Below are 17,647 nucleotides of genomic sequence, written 5' to 3'. Positions count from 1 at the left end.
CCCCCGGACCCCCCGCCGGGGGCGTTCGCGTGGCGTCACGCCGTACGTCCGGTCGGCCGGCTCCGTGATCCGGAGCTCGGCGAGCAGCGCGCGGGCGCGCTCGCGGACGTCGTCGCCGTACTTCCGCCACAGCGGCTGGACCGTGCCGGTGTGCCCGGTGAGGGACCACGGCGTGGCCGGGCAGTTCCCGCGGGACGCGCTGCGAGGTGGAGACGTGGCCGATGCGGGCCCGCAGTTCCCGGACGTCGACGCGGCCGAGGCGGTCGCCGAGGACCTCGACCGTGCCCGTGGTGGGGAAGGCGGTCGCGCCCACGAGGCGCAGGATGCCGGTCTTCCCGGCACCGTTGGGGCCGAGCAGAGACCAGTGCTCGCCGGCCCGGACGGTTCAGTCGACGCTGTCGAGGACCGTCTGGCCCGTGGCGTGGCGCGACATGCTCGCGCCGTCGAGCGCGGCGACGACGCGCCCGCGCCGGTCGCCGGGGGTCCCGTCCATGGTGGCCCGTCTTTCCCGAGGGAGCCGACCGCGCAGGATAGCTGCACCCCGCACCCACCGCCCCCGGTGACCGCGTCGCGGACACCCGGCGGCTCGCGCGGGCGGCGGAGGGAGGAAGAGCCGAAGAGCGAAGAAAAAGCCCCCGGACGATTTGACGTCCAGGGGCTTTCGCTGCGTATATTCGATGTTTCTGCTTTCCTTCGAATGGGCGCAGAAAAACACCTGATGAAGCCATCTTAACCGGCGAGGAGTCGCATTGTCAACCGAGCGGCAGGGGAATCGCGCAGAGCGCGGGGACGACGCGGAATTGCGGGCGGAGCAGTCCTTCGTCACCCACCTGTACACCCTCCTCGACGCCCGTCGCGCCGCTGAGGACAACGCCGTCCGAACGTCGTTGTCGCAGGTCACCACGGGGCAGCAGGCCCGGCTCGAACGGGACGTGGCGGTCACCGAGCACGGGCTGACCGCGGCGGCGCTGGACGCCGTGGATTCCGGGCTCTGTTTCGGCCGGCTGGATTTCCGGGACGGGACCAGCCGGCACATCGGCCGTATCGGAATCCGGGAGGAGAACGCCGAACGCACTCCGGTCCTCATCGACTGGCGGGCACCGGTCGCCCGGCCCTTCTACCTGGCCACCGGCCACACCCCGATGGGGCTGCGCAGGCGCCGCCACCTCACCACCGAGGGCCGCGCGGTCACCGCGCTGCACGACGAGATCCTCGACCTGGGCGACGAGCGGCGCACCGGCCACGAGGACCCCAACGGCGACGCCGTCCTGCTCGCCGCGCTCGGCGCCGCCCGCACCGGCCGGATGGCCGACATCGTGCAGACCATCCAGGCGGAGCAGGACCGCATCATCCGCGCCCCGCACCAGGGCGTCCTCGTCGTCGAGGGCGGCCCCGGCACCGGCAAGACCGCCGTCGCCCTGCACCGCGCCGCCTACCTCCTGTACGCCCACCGGGAGCAACTGGCCCGCCGCGCCGTGCTCGTCGTCGGCCCGAACCCGGCCTTCCTCGGCTACATCGGCGAGGTACTGCCCTCGCTCGGCGAGACCGGCGTCTGGCTCGCCACCCTCGGCGAGCTGTTCCCCGGCGTCCAGGCACGGGGCGCCGACACCGCCCGGGCCGCGGAGGTCAAGGGGCGGCCGGAGATGGCCGAGGCGCTGGCCCGGGCCGTCGCCGACCGGCAGGCCGTGCCGGACGAGGTGCTGGAGATCGACCACGACGACTACGGCACCCTCCACCTGGACCGCGCGACGGCCACCGAGGCGCGCGAGCGGGCCCGCGCCGCCGGACTGCCGCACAACCTGGCCCGCCCGCACTTCGCCTTCCGGATCATCGACGCGCTCACCGCCCAGCTCACCGACCGCCTCGGCGCCGATCCCTACGGCGGCCCCAACCTGCTGGACGCCTCCGACGTGGCCCAGCTCGCCAAGGAGATCGCCGCCAGCCCGGAGGTCCACGCGGCCATCGGCTCGCTCTGGCCCCAGCTCACCCCCGAGGAGTTCCTCACGGGCTATCTCGCCGACCCCACCCACCTGCCCGAGGGCGAGGCCGCCGCGATCCGCCGCGAGGGCGGGGAGTGGACCCCGGCCGACGTGCCGCTCCTGGACGAGGCCGCCGAACTCCTCGGCGAGGACGACTCGGCCGCCCGCGCCGCCGCCGAGGCCGAACGGCAGGAACGCATCGCCTACGCCCAGGGCGTCCTGGAGGTCGCCTACGCCTCCCGGACCTACGAGTTCGAGGACAAGGACGACGAGGACTCCGAGGTGCTCGGCGCCCACGACGTCATCGACGCCGAGCGGATGGCCGAACGCCACGAGGAGGCCGACCACCGCACGGCCGCCGAGCGGGCCGCCGCCGACCGTACCTGGGCCTTCGGCCACATCATCGTGGACGAGGCGCAGGAACTCTCCGCGATGGCCTGGCGACTGCTGATGCGCCGCTCGCCGACCCGCTCCATGACGCTGGTCGGCGACCCCGCCCAGACCGCCGAAGGGGGCGGCCTCGGCGACTGGGGCGCCATCCTCGACCCGTACGTCCCCGGACGCTGGGAGTACACCCGGCTCGGCGTCAACTACCGCACGCCCGAGGAGATCATGGCCGTCGCCGGGGCCCTGCTGCGCGCCGAGGACCCCGGCTTCACCCCGCCCTCCTCGGTCCGCTCCACCGGCCGGCGTCCCTGGTCGCGCCGGACCACCCCCGAGGGTCTCCCGGCGGCCGTCGCCGAGGCGGCCCGCGCCGACGCCCCCGAGGAGGGGCGGCTCGCGGTGATCGCCCCGGCGTCCCTGCACGAGGCGCTCGCGGCCAGGCTGGACGTCACCGCCGGGGGCGAGCCCGACCTGACCAGGCCGGTGGTGCTGCTGACCCCGCGCCAGGCCAAGGGGCTGGAGTTCGACGCGGTCCTCGTGGTGGAACCGGCCGCCGTCCCCACCAGCGACCTGTACGTGGCGCTGACCCGCGCCACCCGCACCCTGGGCCTGCTGCACACCGGTGACCTGCCCGCCGCCCTCGCCGACCCGGGGACGGTCGAAACCCGCTGACGCCCCGTCGGCCGCCCGCGCTATCCTCTGGCCGCGTCCGCGACCGCCCCGTCAGGCGGCCCGGGCGCGGCACGGCACGGCACGGCGGCCACGGACTCGGGGGAACGATGGCGGGACCCACCACGAACGGACCAGGAGCGGGGCCGGGACCCTACCCACCCGGCGGCGATCCGTACGGTCCGTACGCCCCGTACGGCCAGGGCAGCCCCTACGGGCCTCCCGGCGGCGGGCACCACGGCTACCCGGGCCACGGCTTCCCGGCCCAGGTCCCGTACGCGCCGCCCGGTCCCGCCGACGCCCCGCTGGTGGTGCCCTCCCGGGGCGGGTTCCTGCGAACCTGGCTGGGGTGGCTGCTGCCGCCGGTCGCCGCGCGGCGGCTCTGCCGGCCCTCGCGCCCCGACCGGGTCGACGACCCGGCGACCCGGGTGGTCCAGCGGATGCGGGCGTTCGCGGGGTTCGTGGTGGTGCTCGGGGTCGCGCTGGTCTACCAGGTGGCCGACGCCGTCGAGGCGGTCACCGCGCCCTGGGTCCAGCTGGTGCAGAACTGCGTCGTGCTGGTCCTGGTCGTCCCCGTGACGCTCGCGGTCTTCGTCAAGGCGGCCCGGCCGGGGCTGCGCCGGATCTACCTGCGCCGGGCGCGTGGGCCGCTCTGCGTCCTGCTCTCGCTGCTCGTCTCGCTCGTCGCGGTCCTCGCGGTGGCCTTCACCCAGCCGGGCGGCGACGTCACCGGCAGCGGGCTCTGGCTGGTCCTCGCCATGGCCTGGCTGGTCTTCTTCGGCCTCGGCGCCCTGGCCAACTCCGTGGCCAACGTCTTCCGCACGGCCGACGTCCACGAAGTGGTGCCTCCGCTGGTCTCGGTCGCCCTCGTCTGGGTGAACCTCGTGGTCGACCTGGTGACCGGCAAGTACGGCGACGCCCCCGAGAAGGTCGCCGCCTTCCTGCTCTGGGGCGGTCCGCTCACCGTCACCTGCCTGGCGCTGTGGGAGCTGCGCCGCCTGCGCGTCCACCACGGGCTCACCCTGCGGCGCGCCCTCGGGCGCTGACCTGGACACACGCCGCGGCCCGGCCCCGCGCCCGAGACGGGGCGGGGCCGGGCCGCGCGTACCGGGCGGGTCAGGCCGGCCGCAGCCAGAGGGTGGCCAGCGGCGGCAGGGTCAGCCGCAGGGCGGCCGGGCGGCCGTGGGCGCCGGGCTCCTCGGCCCCGAGGGGCTCCGGGTTGCCGACGCCCCCGCCGCCGAACCGCTCCTGGTCGGTGTTGAGGACCTCCCGCCACACCGTGTGGGCGTCCGGCACGCCGAGGGCGTAGCCGTGGCGGACCACCGGGGAGAAGTTGCTGACCGCCAGCAGCGGCGCGCCCCGGTGGTCGAGGCGGAGGAAGGCGAGGACGTTGTCCTCGGCGGCGTCGGAGACGACCCAGGCGAAGCCGCCCGGGTCGGTGTCGCGCTGCCACAGCGCGGGAGTGGCGCCGTAGACCGTGTTCAGCTCGCGGACCAGGTCGCGCACGCCCCGGTGGTCGGCCGCCGCCCCGTACGCCTCGTCGAGCAGCCACCAGTCCGGGCCGTGCGCCTCCGACCACTCCGAGCCCTGAGCGAACTCCTGCCCCATGAAGAGGAGTTGCTTGCCGGGATGGGCCCACATGAAGCCGAGATAGGCCCGGTGGCCGGCGCGCTGCTGCCACCAGTCGCCGGGCATCTTGGAGACGAGGGCCTGCTTGCCGTGGACCACCTCGTCGTGCGAGATGGGCAGCACGTAGTTCTCGCTGTAGGCGTACACCATCGAGAAGGTCATCTCGTCGTGGTGGTACTTGCGGTGCACCGGCTCCTTCGCCATGTACTCCAGCGAGTCGTGCATCCACCCCATGTTCCACTTCAGCCCGAAGCCGAGGCCGCCGAGGCCGCCCTCGCCGGTCAGGTGGGTGGGCCGGGTGACGCCGTCCCAGGCCGTCGACTCCTCGGCGACGGTGACCACGCCGGGGGCCCGCCGGTAGACCGTCGCGTTCATCTCCTGGAGGAAGGCGACCGCGTCGAGGTTCTCCCGCCCGCCGTACTCGTTGGGCGACCACTGGCCGTCCTCGCGCGAGTAGTCGAGGTAGAGCATCGAGGCGACGGCGTCGACCCGCAGCCCGTCGATGTGGAACTCCTCGCACCAGTACACCGCGTTGGCGACCAGGAAGTTGCGCACCTCGGTACGGCCGTAGTCGAACTCCAGCGTCCCCCAGTCCGGGTGCGCCGCCCGCCGCGGGTCCGGGTGCTCGTACAGCGGCCGCCCGTCGAACTCCGCCAGGGCCCAGTCGTCGCGCGGGAAGTGCGCCGGCACCCAGTCCATCAGCACCCCGATGCCGGCCTGGTGCAGGGCGTCGATCAGGTACTTGAAGTCGTCCGGAGTGCCGAGCCGGGCGGTCGGCGCGTAGAAGCCCGTCACCTGGTAGCCCCAGGAGCCGCCGAAGGGGTGCTCGGCGACCGGCATCAGTTCCACATGGGTGAACCCGAGGTCCTTGACGTACGCGGGGAGCTGCTCGGCCAGTTCGCGGTAGGTCAGCCCCGGCCGCCAGGAGGCGAGGTGCACCTCGTAGACGGAGAACGGCGCCTCGTGCACCGGGGTCTGCCCGCGCCGGGCCAGCCACGCGCCGTCGCCCCAGGTGTGGTGCGAGTCGGCGACCACGGAGGCGTTGGCCGGGGGCACCTCGGTGCGGCGGGCCATCGGGTCGGAGCGGCGGGTCAGCGAGCCGTCCGGCCGGGCGATCTCGAACCGGTACAGCGCCCCCTCGCCGACCCCGGGCACGAACAGCTCCCAGACGCCGCTGGAGCCCAGCGAACGCATCGGGTACGCCGTGCCGTCCCAGAAGTTGAAGTCGCCGATGATCCGCACGCCGCGCGCGTTCGGCGCCCAGACGGTGAACCGGGTGCCGGTCACCCCCTCGTGGGTCATCGGGCGTGCCCCCAGCGCCCGCCACAGCTCCTCGTGCCGGCCCTCACCGATCAGGTGCAGGTCGAAGGAGCCGAGCGAGGGCGGCAACCGGTACGGGTCGGGGGTGGTGAGGGTGTGGCTGCCGCCGCCCTCCGGCTCCGGGTAGGTGATCTCCAGCCGGTGGTCGGGCACCGCGCCGGCCGGCAGCAGGCCCGAGAAGAAGCCGTCCCCGTCGTCGGTGAGCGCGACGCGTTCCCCTTCGGCGACGACCGTGACACCGGTGGCGTACGGGCGCAGCGCCCGGACCACGACACCGCCCTCGACCGGGTGCGCGCCGAGCACGCTGTGCGGGTCGTGGTGGTGGCCGTGGAGCAGGCGGTCCCGGTCGTCCGGGTGCGGCGCGCAGGGGGAGGCGGGTGGCGGGGTCGCCAGCGGGGGGCGCCGGGTACGGGCGGCGGGCGTGCGGCCGGGCGTCGCCGGGGCCGTGGCCCGGGACCTGGCCGGGGCCTTCGGCTCCGGGCCGGCCTTGGCCTCGGCCTTGGCGCCGGCCTTCGCGGCCGTCTTGGCGCCGGTCTTCGCCCCCGTCCGGGCACCGGTCCTGGCGCCGCTCTTCGCGGTGGCCTTGGCGGTGCCCTTCGCCCCGGCCGCCGTGGCGGCCTTCGCGGTGGTCGCGGTGCCGGCCTTGGCGGTGGTCCTGGTCCTGGTCCGCGACGTCGTCCTGGTCTTCGGGGCGGCGTCCCCGGCGGCCGGCTCCCCGGGCGCCGAGGCCGGCTCGCGCGACGTCTCCGCGCCCGCCTCGGCGGGCTTGCCCGCGCTGCCGGACCTGGTGGAGCGGGGGCGGCCGGTGCGCGCGCGGGCCACGTCCTCGTTGTCGGTGCCGGGTGCGGGAGCCGGGGCCCGGCGGGTGCGGGTGGCGGTGGCGGCCGTCGGACCGGTACCGGTGCTCGCGGCGCCCTCGGGGCCGGGGGCGGCGGCCGGCGTCTCGGTGTCCCGGTCCTCCCCACGGGCCGGGGCGGGGACCAGGGGAGTCTGCGGCTCGGCCGCGTCGGAGGGTTCGGGGGCGGGCGGACGGGGGGTCACGGGGAGGGCCTCCTCGGCACGGTGGGCGGTGACCGGCTCGGGGCCGGACCGGGGCGGATCGGGTGGCAGGGGGCGGTGGGCGGCGCGCGGGCGGGCCGCTCCGGCGGAGACCGGGGCGGGGACCCGGCGCGACGAGGGCGGGGGAGCGGCACCGGCCGTACGGATCAGTCCAGGCCGTAGCCGAACGGTCCGTCCGTGGCGGCGCGCGCCCCCACCGGGACGGGGGCGGCCAGCCGCTCCACCGCCGCCAGCGGGACGGGCAGCCAGTCGGGCCGGTGCCGGGCCTCGTAGAGCGCTTCGTAGACCGCCTTGTCGGTCTCGTAGGCGCGCAGGAGAACCGGTTCGTCGCGCGGGTCGTGGCCGTGTGCCTCCGCGTAGCCGGCGCAGTACGCGTCCCGGCAGCGGTCGGCCCACTCGGGCGCCCACGGCTGGTGGGAGCGGGCGGCGTAGTCGAAGGAGCGGAGCATGCCGGCCACGTCGCGGACCGGAGGCTGCGGCAGCCGGCGCTCGGCCAGCGGCTTCACCGGCTCGCCCTCGAAGTCGATCAGCGACCAGTGGCCGTCGGGGCCGCGCAGGCACTGCCCGAGGTGCAGGTCGCCGTGGACCCGCTGGGCGGTCAGCGCGCTGTCGGCCACGCCCGGACCGGCCAGCGCCTCGAACGCGGTACGCAGACCCGGCACGTGCCGGTGGAGCGCGGGGACCGCCTGCGCGGCCGCGTCCAGCCGCTCGGCCATCTGCGTGGCCAGCGCCGCCAGCCGGGCCGGGCCCAGCGTCACGGTGGGCAGCGCCTCGGCCAGCGCCGCGTGCACCTCGGCGGTGGCCCGGCCGAGCGCCCGCGCCTCGCCGGCGAAGTCCTCGCCGCGGGCGAGCGCGCCGAGCGCCAGTTCCCAGCCGTCTTCGCAGCCGCGCAGAAACGGCTGGAGGACGCCGAGGACCAGCGGCTCGTCGCCCCCGTCGGCCTCCAGCCAGGCCAGCGGTGCGGGCACCCGGGTGGAACGGCCCGCGGCCAGCGCGCGGGGCAGTTCCAGGTCCGGGTTGACGCCGGGGACGACCCGGCGGAACAGCTTGAGGATCAGCCGTTCGCCGTAGACGAGGGAGGAGTTGGACTGCTCGGCGCCGAGCACCCGGGCCGGCAGCCCGGCCGGGATGTCCGCCTTTCCGGCGCGGGCGAAGCGCAGCGCCCCGAGCCGCCCGGGCAGGCGCAGCCGCTCCAGCAGCACCTCGGTCAGGCGGGCGTCGTGCAGCGCCTCGTAGACGGCCTGGCCGGCGAGCGGCCCGTCGGCCGGCCGGCCGATCAGCGCGGGGGCCAGGCGGGGCGGCAGGGTCCGGCGGACCCCGATGAGGAGTTGGTAGGTGTCGCCCGGGTCGGTGGCGGCGCCCGGGCCGGGGCCGGCCGGCTGCTGGGCGCGGACCAGGAGGTGGAGCAGGCCGGGGCCGTCCTGCCCGGACGGGCCGCCCGGCAGCAGTTCGGTGGCGGCGACCAGGGTGAAGCCCGTGACGGGGCGGCCCTTTCCGGCGAACCACCGCTGCCTCGGCAGCCAGGGGCGCAGCAGCGGGTCCAGGGAGGCGAGCAGCCCCCCGGACGCTGGGGAAGGAACGAGCGTGCTGGAGGCATCCGACATTGGCGGCGTCGCGTCCTTTCCCCGGGTACACCCCAATATCGCCTGCCAGTGACCCGGATTGCGGCATTTGACGGTCCGGCGGTGCGCCCGGTCCCCTCATCGGCCGCAGACGCGGGCGTACGGGGCGGTGACGGTGCCCCGGACGGTGCGGGGCGGGGGAGCGTGGGAGGGGCGGGCTCGGTGCTCCGGGCCGGGGTCCGGGAAGGTGCTCCCCGAACCCGCCGCGCCCGGATTCTGCGCGCGTGTGCGGTTACGCGTGCCCGGTGCGGGAGGGCCGTAACCGTCCCGCACCGGACACCTCGGGCGGCCGGCGCCTCGGTCAGGGCGAGGCGGCCGCGACCGCGGCCTCCTTGCGCAGGCGGAACCAGTAGAAGCCGTGGCCCGACAGGGTCAGCAGGTACGGCAGGTCACCGATGGCCGGGAAGCGCACCCCGCCGGTCAGCTCCACCGGGTGGCGACCGGCGAAGGACTGGAGGTCCAGCTCGGTGGGCTGGGCGAACCGCGAGAAGTTGTGCACGCACAGGACGAGGTCGTCCTCCTCCCCGTCCGGTCCGGGCGGGGCCTCGCGCAGGAAGGCGAGGACGGCCGGGTTGGTGGAGGGCAGCTCGGTGTACGAACCCAGTCCGAAGGCACGGTTCTGCTTGCGGATCTCGATCATGCGCCGGGTCCAGTGCAGCAGGGACGAGGGCGAGGACATGGCGGCCTCGACGTTGGTCACCTGGTAGCCGTGGACCGGGTCCATGATCGTGGGCAGGAAGAGCCGGCCGGGGTCGCTGGAGGAGAACCCGGCGTTCCGGTCCGGCGTCCACTGCATCGGCGTGCGTACCGCGTCGCGGTCGCCGAGCCAGATGTTGTCGCCCATGCCGATCTCGTCGCCGTAGTACAGGATCGGTGAGCCCGGCAGGGACAGGAGCAGGGCCGTGAAGAGCTCGATCTGGTTGCGGTCGTTGTCGAGCAGGGGGGCGAGGCGGCGCCGGATGCCGATGTTGGCCCGCATCCGCGGGTCCTTGGCGTACTCGGCGTACATGTAGTCGCGCTCTTCGTCGGTGACCATTTCGAGGGTCAGCTCGTCGTGGTTGCGCAGGAAGATGCCCCACTGGCAGCCCGAGGGGATGGCCGGGGTCTTGGCGAGGATCTCCGAGACCGGGTAGCGCGACTCGCGGCGGACCGCCATGAAGATGCGCGGCATCACCGGGAAGTGGAACGCCATGTGGCACTCGTCGCCGCCCTCGGCGTAGTCGCCGAAGTAGTCGACCACGTCCTCCGGCCACTGGTTGGCCTCGGCGAGCAGGACGGTGTCCGGGTAGTGGGCGTCGATCTCCGCGCGGACGCGCTTGAGCATCGCGTGCGACCGGGGGAGGTTCTCGCAGTTGGTGCCCTCCTCGGCGTAGAGGTAGGGCACGGCGTCGAGGCGGAAGCCGTCGATGCCGAGGTCCAGCCAGAACTTCAGCGCGGAGAGGATCTCCTCCTGGACGGCCGGGTTCTCGTAGTTGAGGTCCGGCTGGTGGGAGAAGAAGCGGTGCCAGTAGTACTGCTGGCGCACCGGGTCGAAGGTCCAGTTCGAGGCCTCGGTGTCGACGAAGATGATCCGGGCGTCCTGGTACTGCTTGTCGTCGTCGGCCCAGACGTAGTAGTCCCCGTACGGGCCGTCCGGATCGCGCCTCGACTCCTGGAACCACGGGTGCTGGTCGCTGGTGTGGTTCATGACGAAGTCGATGATGACCCGCATGCCCCGCTGGTGGGCCGCGTCGACGAACTCCACGAAGTCGGCGAGGTCGCCGAACTCCGGGAGCACCGCCGTGTAGTCCGAGACGTCGTAGCCGCCGTCGCGCAGCGGCGACTGGAAGAACGGCGGCAGCCAGAGGCAGTCCACTCCCAGCCACTGGAGGTAGTCGAGCTTGGCGGTGAGGCCCTTGAGGTCGCCGATGCCGTCGCCGTTGCTGTCCTGGAAGGACCGGACGAGCACCTCGTAGAAGACGGCTCGCTTGAACCACTCGGGATCACGGTCCTTGGCAGGGGTGTCCTCGAAGGTGTCCTGAACGGGTTCGTTGACGATCATGGTGTGGGTGACCCTCCGATCGGTGAGGACGGTCGCAGGACGAACAGGTGCGCGGGCGAGACGCCCGGCTCCAGACGCACGTAGTTGGCCCTGCCCCAGTGATAGGTCTCGCCGGTGAGCTCGTCGCGCACCGGTGTGGTGTCGTCCCAGCCGAGGCCGAGGCGCGGCATGTCCAACGAGACCGTCGCCTCCTGGGTGTGGTGCGGGTCGAGGTTGACGACCGTCAGGACCGTATTGCCACCCGAATGCTTGCTGTAGGCGAGCAGCGCGTCATTGTCGGTGTGATGAAAGTGCAGGTCGCGCAGTTGCTGGAGGGCCGGATTGCGGCGCCGGATCCGGTTCAGCGCGGTCAGCAGCGGGGCCAGCGTGCGGCCCTCCCGTTCGGCCGCCGCCCAGTCACGCGGACGCAGCTGGTACTTCTCCGAGTCCAGGTACTCCTCGCTGCCTTCGCGCAGGGGACGCGCCTCGCACAGCTCGAAGCCGGCGTAGACCCCCCAGCTCGGCGAGAGGGTCGCCGCCAGCACGGCCCGCGCCTCGAAGGCCGGCCGGCCCCCCTGCTGAAGGTAGGCGTGCAGGATGTCCGGAGTGTTGACGAAGAGGTTCGGCCGCATGTACGCGGCCGCGTCCCCGCTCAGCTCGGTCAGGTAGTCGGTCAGCTCCTGCTTGCCGTTGCGCCAGGTGAAGTACGTGTACGACTGCTGGAAGCCGGCCGCGGCCAGCGCGTGCATCAGCGCGGGCCGGGTGAACGCCTCGGCGAGGAAGACGACGTCCGGGTCGGTCCGGTTGATCTCGGTGATCACCCGCTCCCAGAAGACCACCGGCTTGGTGTGCGGGTTGTCGACGCGGAAGATCCGCACCCCGTGCCCCATCCACAGCCGCAGCACCCGCAGCGTCTCCGCGACCAGGCCGTCCATGTCCTTGTCGAAGGCGATGGGGAAGATGTCCTGGTACTTCTTGGGCGGGTTCTCCGCGTACGCGATCGATCCGTCGGGCCGGTGGTGGAACCACTCCGGGTGCTCCGTCACCCACGGGTGGTCCGGCGAGCACTGGAGCGCGAAGTCCAGCGCGATCTCCAGCCGCAGCTCGGTGGCGGTGCGTACGAACGCGTCGAAGTCCTCGAAGGTGCCGAGCTCCGGATGGATCGCGTCGTGCCCGCCGTCGGCCGAGCCGATCGCCCACGGGACGCCCACGTCGTGCGGGCCGGGGGTGAGGGAGTTGTTGCGTCCCTTGCGGTGGGTGGTGCCGATGGGATGGATCGGCGGCAGGTAGACCACGTCGAAGCCCATCGCCGCGACGGCGGGCAGCCGGGCCGCCGCCGTCCGCAGGGTGCCGGAGACCGGCGGACCGCCGTCCTCGGGCACCACGGCGCCCTCGGAGCGCGGGAAGAACTCGTACCAGGAGCCGAACAGCGCCCGCCTGCGCTCCACCAGCAGCGGCAGCGGCTCGGAGGCCGACAGCGGTTCCCGCAGCGGGTACCGCTCCAGCGCCGCCACCGCCTGCGCCTCCTGGGCCGCCGCGAGGCGCTGCTCGGCGCCGAGCGAGGTGTCCCGCAGCGCGTCGGCGACGGCGAGCACCGACTCCCGGCGGCCCTTCGCCTTCGGCACGCCATCGGCGGCCCGCTCGTGCAGCCGCGCGCCCTCCTCCAGGACCAGTTCGGTGTCGATCCCGGCCGGGACCTTCACGGCGGCGGTACGGCGCCAGGTGGTCAGCGGGTCGCCCCACGCCTCCACCCAGTACGTCCAGTGCCCCTCGTCGACGGGGGCGACCACCGCGCCCCAGCGGTCGGTACCAGGCGCCAGCTCGCGCATCGGCGTCCAGGGGCCGCCGCGGCCGTCGGGGCCGCGCAGCACCACGTTGGCGGCGACGGCGTCGTGCCCCTCGCGGAAGACGGTGGCGGTGATCTCGAAGGATTCGCCGCTCACCGACTTGGCGGGGCGTCTGCCGCCGTGGACGAGCGGCCGGACGTCGAGGACGGGGATGCGTCCAATGGGGGAATTCACGGCATCACCTGTGGATCGTGCGGGTACGGGGGTGGCCGGGCACGCGGGCGTCCCGGCCGTCGACCTCTGTATCGGCAGCTTCCGCCGTCCCTTTGACGCTCTGGAGGGCCGGGGTTCTCAAGAGGGGACGCGCTGGGGGCATGGAGGCTCCTTGCCGGTGGCTGCGACCGCGCGTCGGGGGACGCGCCGGGGCGTGCGCCGGGTGCCTGGGGCGAGACCGCCGCACCGGGCCGGACGGGGCCGGCGGGGCCGCGCGGGAGAGCGGTGCGCGGGAGTACGGAACAGCCTTGCCCCACCCGAAGGGCGGGCAATCCGCTTCCCGCCGGCCTGCTGACACGTACCCCGGAATCCGCGGCCTCCGCTGCCCCTGGCATGTGCCCTCAGGAGGAACTCCAGGTGGAAACCGCTGTGCCCCCTGGGCCCGAGGTGACGGAAGAGGCGCCACCGCCCGCCGCCCGCCGCCCCCGGGCCCGGAGGCACGCCCGAGCCGGCCGGCGAGCTTCGGTCCGGGGGGCCGTCCCGGCGCGCCTCCCCGGGCCCACCGGTGACCGTCCGGTCGCAGCGGGGGCGCGTCGAAGCCGGGCCCGGCCGGGAGGTCCCGGTCCTGGCCGGCGGGAGGGGGAACAGGCGACGGCCCGCGGGCCGGGAGCTGGACGTCCCCCGGGCCCGCGGGCCGACGGCCCGCCCCTTAGGGCGAGACCTGGAGCAGCCGGTTGGGCGACCCGATCCGGCTGTCGCGGATCTGCCCCGCGGCGGCCTTGCCGACGAGCCCCCTCTCGACCGTCGCGGGCGTCGCCTTCGGGTGGGCCGCGAGGTACAGCGCGGCCGCCCCGGCAGCGTGCGGCGCCGCCATCGAGGTCCCGTCGAACGACACGGTGCCGGTGTCGCTCTTGTGCGAGGCGGACCTGATGTCCTCACCCGGCGCGAACAGGTCCACCGCGGGACCCCAGTTCGAGAAGTACGACCGCTCGTCCCAGCGGTTGGTCGCCCCGACGACGATGGCCTGCTTCACCCGGCTGGGCGAGAGCGCCCCGGCCGGAATCCCCTCGTTGCCCGCCGCCACCGTGTAGGTGACGCCGGAGGCGATCGAGGCGCGGACCGCCTTGTCGAGCTCGACGCTGACCCCGCCACCGAGGCTGAGGTTGGCCACGGCGGGCTTGACGGCGTTCTTGGTCACCCAGTCGATGCCCGCGATGACCTGCGCGAGGGTGCCCTCGCCGTTGGCGTTGAGCACGCGCACGCCCACGACCTTGGCCTTCTTCGCCACGCCGTAGGTGGCGCCGGCCGCGGTGGCCGCGACATGGGTGCCGTGGCCGTTGGAGTCCTGCGCGACCTTGTCCTTGCCGATGAAGTCGTAGCCGTTGCGGGCCCGGCCGCCGAACTCCTTGTGGCTGATCCGGACGCCCGTGTCGACGACGTACACGGTGACGCCCGCCCCGCCGCCGTTCGGCGAGGTGTACCGGCTGTCCAGCGGCAGGGCCGGCTGGTCGATCCGGTCCAGGCCCCAGACCGGGTCGGTCTGCGTGGCCGAGGCGCGCAGCCGGACGTCCTCGGCGACCGAGGCCACGGCGGGGTCCGCCGCGAGCCGCCGGGCCTGGACGGGGCCGAGCTCGACCGCGTACCCGTTGAGGGCGCGGGTGTAGGTGTGGCTGATCCTGCCGCCGTACCGGGCGGCGATCCGGGCACCGGCGGCCGACGGGGCCTTGGTGCCGGACTTCAGCGTCACGATGTAACTGCCGCGCACCACGTCGCGGGGGTTGTCGGCCTGACGGACCGTCCCCAGCCTCAGCTTCGGGCCCCCCGGCCCCGCGGGCGCCGCCTGGGCGGGCAGAGTGCCCGCCGCCAGCGCCGCGACCGCGGCGGCGGCCACGGCCACCGTCCGGCGCGGCATACGTATGACCTCGCTCATCTGCGAGTCCCCTCCTCCTGTCGACGCCGCGGGCCCGCCCATCGCGGACCCGGCGGTGTCTGCCCGTCAGCGTGTCGGGCCGACCCCGCCCGGGCAACGGGCCAAGAAGGGGGAGAACGGGGCGAATACGTCGTGAAGCACTGGTAAAGGTTGTGCAATTGTTGCGACGGCCGGGGTGGGCGAGCCCGTGCGGCGAGCGCCCCCGCGGTCGCCGCCGACGCACCGTCAGGCCGTGGCGTGCTCCCCCCGAGCACCCTGTCGCCGTCCGGTCCTGACGTCCGATGATGCGAGCCGCGCCGCAAAAGCGGACGAATCCTGCGAAGGTGGAACCGTGAAGGCAATGCGTCGATTCACCGTGCGTCCCGTCCTCCCCGAACCCCTCCGCCCCCTCAGCGACCTGGCCCGCAACCTGCGCTGGTCCTGGCACGCGGAGACCCGCGAGCTCTTCCAGTCGGTCGACCCGGCCCGCTGGGCCGCCACCGGTGACCCGGTCCGGCTGCTCGCCGCCGTCCCGCCCGAACGCCTCGACACCCTCGCCGCCGACCGGCGCTTCCGGCTCCGCGTGGCCGCCGCCGTCGACGACCTCACCGACTACCTGCAAGGCGACCGCTGGTACCAGCGCCAGGAGGGCTCCCTGCCCGCCGCCGTCGCCTACTTCTCGCCGGAGTTCGGCGTCACCGCGGCCCTGCCGCAGTACTCCGGCGGCCTCGGCATCCTCGCCGGGGACCATCTCAAGTCCGCCAGCGACCTCGGCGTCCCGCTGATCGGCGTCGGGCTCCTGTACCGCCACGGGTACTTCCGCCAGTCCCTCTCCCGGGACGGCTGGCAGCAGGAGCACTACCCCGTCCTCGACCCGGACGAGCTGCCGCTGACCCTCCTGCGTGAGGCCGACGGCAGTCCCACCCTGATCCGCCTCGCCCTCCCCGGCGGCCGCGTGCTGCGCGCCCGCGTCTGGCAGGCCAGGGTCGGCCGCGTCCCGCTGCTGATGCTCGACTCCGACGTCGAGGACAACGACGCCGCGGCCCGCGAGGTGACCGACCGGCTCTACGGCGGCGGCAGCGAGCACCGGCTGCACCAGGAGATGCTGCTCGGCATCGGCGGCGTCCGCGCGGTGCGCGCCTACTGCCGCCTCACCGGCCACCCGGCCCCCGAGGTCTTCCACACCAACGAGGGCCACGCCGGCTTCCTCGGACTGGAGCGCGTCCACGAACTGGGTGCGCCCGCGCCCGACGGCCCCGGCCTCGACTTCGACCAGGCCCTCCAGGTGGTGCGCGCCGGAACGGTCTTCACCACCCACACCCCGGTGCCCGCCGGGATCGACCGCTTCGACCGCTCCCTGGTCGCCCGTCATTTCGGTGAGGGCGCGGAACTGCCCGGCATCGACACCGGGCGGGTCCTGGCGCTGGGCACCGAGACGTACCCGGGCGGCGACCCCGGCCTGTTCAACATGGCCGTGATGGGCCTTCGCCTGGCGCAGCGCGCCAACGGCGTTTCCACCCTGCACGGCCAGGTCAGCCGGGAGATGTTCGCCGGGCTGTGGCCGGGTTTCGACGCCGAGGAGGTGCCGATCACCTCGGTCACCAACGGCGTGCACGCGCCCACCTGGGTCGCCCCCGAGGTGCTGCGGCTCGGCGCCCGCCGGATCGGCCCCGGCCGGGCCGAGGAGGCCCTCAGTGTCGGCGGCCCCGACCGGTGGGACGCCATCGGGCAGATCTCCGACCAGGAGATCTGGGAGCTGCGCCGCACCCTGCGTGGGCAACTGGTCGAGGAGATCCGCACCCGGCTCGCCGCCGGCTGGCGCCAGCGCGGCGCGGGCCCGGCCGAACTGGGCTGGATCGACACCGCCTTCGACCCGTCGGTGCTGACCATCGGTTTCGCCCGCCGCGTGCCCTCGTACAAGCGGCTCACGCTGATGCTCCAGGACCGCGACCGGCTGCGGGCGCTGCTGCTCCACCCGGAGCGGCCGGTGCAGATCGTGGTGGCCGGGAAGGCGCACCCGGCCGACGACGGCGGCAAGCGGCTGGTGCAGGAACTGGTGCGGTTCGCCGACGACGCCGGGGTCCGCCACCGCATCGCCTTCCTGCCCGACTACGGCATGGCGATGGCCCAGAAGCTCTACCCGGGCTGCGACGTGTGGCTCAACAACCCGCTGCGCCCGCTGGAGGCGTGCGGCACCTCCGGGATGAAGGCCGCCCTCAACGGCTGCCTCAACCTCTCCGTCCTCGACGGCTGGTGGGACGAGTGGTACGACCCGGACTTCGGCTGGGCCATCCCCACCGCCGAGGGCGACGGCCACCTCACCGCCAAGGAGACCGAGCGCCGCGACGCGCTGGAGGCCGCCGCCCTCTACGAGCTGCTGGAGGAGCGTGTCGCCCCGCGCTTCTACGAGCGCGGCCGCGAGGGCCTGCCGGACCGGTGGATCGGCATGGTCCGCGAGACCCTGACCCGGCTCGGCCCGAAGGTCATCGCGGGCCGCATGGTCCGCGAGTACGTGGAGACCCTGTACGCCCCGGCCGCCCGCGCCCACCGCGCGCTCGGCCCCGAGCGGGCACGTGAACTGGCCGCGTACAAGGAGCGGGTGCGGGCCGGCTGGGCCCAGGTCGCGGTCGAGCACGTGGACGCGGGCGCCGACGGGCCCGAGGGCGCCGAGTCCCCGGCCCAGCTCGGCGCCACCCTCGCCCTGCGGGTGCGGGTCCGTCTCGGTGGGCTGGCGCCCGAGGACGTGGAGGTGCAGGCCGTCTCCGGGCACGTCGACGGCGACGACCGGATCAGCGGCGCCACCCGGGTGCCGCTGAAGCCCGCGCCGGGCGGCCCCGACCTGGACGGCCGCTGGACCTTCGAGGGCCCGCTCGCCCTCGACCGCACCGGCAGCTTCGGCTACACCGTCCGGGTGCTGCCCAGCCACCGGTTGCTGGCCTCCGGCGCCGAGATGGGGCTGATCGCGGTCCCTGCGGAGGCGGCCGGGCAGGAGGCGGGCGTGCTGCTGCGCTGACCCGCGCGGGCGCGGACCACGACGGAGCGGCACCCGGGGCGAG

8 protein-coding genes and 1 pseudogene are annotated in these 17,647 nt (G+C 74.5%); 3 read left to right on the top strand and 6 right to left on the bottom strand.

Going from position 1 to position 17,647, the window contains the following annotated elements; translation table 11 throughout:
* Positions 1 to 36: 36 nt before the first annotated feature.
* Positions 37 to 493: pseudogene (locus Sdia_RS25445) on the bottom strand (ATP-binding cassette domain-containing protein); the annotation flags it as partial.
* A 256-nt stretch (positions 494 to 749) separates the two neighbouring features.
* On the opposite strand from Sdia_RS25445, the gene Sdia_RS25440 reads away from it, so the two are divergent.
* Both Sdia_RS25440 and Sdia_RS25435 read left to right on the top strand, forming a co-directional pair.
* Positions 750 to 3,035: a HelD family protein gene (locus Sdia_RS25440; RefSeq protein WP_115068071.1), complete on the top strand. Its 2,286-nt coding sequence runs from the start codon at positions 750 to 752 to the stop codon at positions 3,033 to 3,035.
* Positions 3,036 to 3,142: 107 nt separating this feature from the next.
* Complete coding sequence (locus Sdia_RS25435; protein ID WP_229830071.1) at positions 3,143 to 4,078, top strand: hypothetical protein; 936 nt, start codon at positions 3,143 to 3,145, stop codon at positions 4,076 to 4,078.
* Positions 4,079 to 4,148: 70 nt separating this feature from the next.
* Here the strand turns inward: Sdia_RS25435 and glgB are convergent, their stop codons facing one another.
* From glgB to Sdia_RS25410, 5 genes are all read right to left on the bottom strand, one after another.
* Complete coding sequence (gene glgB / locus Sdia_RS25430) at positions 4,149 to 7,022, bottom strand: 1,4-alpha-glucan branching enzyme (RefSeq protein WP_115068072.1); 2,874 nt, start codon at positions 7,020 to 7,022, stop codon at positions 4,149 to 4,151.
* 164 nt (positions 7,023 to 7,186) lie between these two features.
* On the bottom strand, positions 7,187 to 8,644 hold the full coding sequence (locus Sdia_RS25425; protein WP_100455017.1) for a maltokinase N-terminal cap-like domain-containing protein: 1,458 nt from the start codon (positions 8,642 to 8,644) through the stop codon (positions 7,187 to 7,189).
* Positions 8,645 to 8,963: 319 nt separating this feature from the next.
* Positions 8,964 to 10,703 carry a maltose alpha-D-glucosyltransferase gene (treS, locus tag Sdia_RS25420; RefSeq protein ID WP_100455018.1) on the bottom strand — a complete coding sequence of 580 codons (1,740 nt, stop codon included), beginning with the start codon at positions 10,701 to 10,703 and terminating at the stop codon, positions 8,964 to 8,966.
* On the bottom strand, positions 10,700 to 12,703 hold the full coding sequence (locus tag Sdia_RS25415; RefSeq protein WP_115068073.1) for an alpha-1,4-glucan--maltose-1-phosphate maltosyltransferase: 2,004 nt from the start codon (positions 12,701 to 12,703) through the stop codon (positions 10,700 to 10,702). The genes treS and Sdia_RS25415 overlap by 4 nt, the downstream gene beginning before the upstream one ends.
* A gap of 688 nt (positions 12,704 to 13,391) precedes the next feature.
* Positions 13,392 to 14,612, bottom strand: a complete 1,221-nt coding sequence (locus tag Sdia_RS25410) for a S8 family peptidase (protein ID WP_189499761.1) — start codon at positions 14,610 to 14,612, stop codon at positions 13,392 to 13,394.
* Positions 14,613 to 14,943: 331 nt separating this feature from the next.
* Here Sdia_RS25410 and glgP point away from each other — a divergent pair, with 331 nt between their 5' ends.
* Entirely contained in the window at positions 14,944 to 17,604 is a 2,661-nt protein-coding gene (gene glgP / locus Sdia_RS25405; protein ID WP_181843964.1) for an alpha-glucan family phosphorylase, read from the top strand.
* Positions 17,605 to 17,647: the final 43 nt, after the last annotated feature.

The organism is Streptomyces diastaticus subsp. diastaticus (genome assembly GCF_011170125.1).
Taxonomy (GTDB): Bacteria; Actinomycetota; Actinomycetes; order Streptomycetales; family Streptomycetaceae; genus Streptomyces; species Streptomyces diastaticus.
This window is presented reverse-complemented; position numbering and strand designations above follow the sequence as displayed.

What these genes read in the sequence shown, in the direction of transcription:
- Sdia_RS25425 (WP_100455017.1), bottom strand. Translation starts at nt 8,644, where the DNA reads ATGTCGGATGCCTCCAGCACGCTCGTTCCTTCCCCAGCGTCCGGGGGG.
- Sdia_RS25435 (WP_229830071.1), top strand. Translation starts at nt 3,143, where the DNA reads ATGGCGGGACCCACCACGAACGGACCAGGAGCGGGGCCGGGACCCTAC.
- treS (WP_100455018.1), bottom strand. Translation starts at nt 10,703, where the DNA reads ATGATCGTCAACGAACCCGTTCAGGACACCTTCGAGGACACCCCTGCC.
- Sdia_RS25410 (WP_189499761.1), bottom strand. Translation starts at nt 14,612, where the DNA reads ATGAGCGAGGTCATACGTATGCCGCGCCGGACGGTGGCCGTGGCCGCC.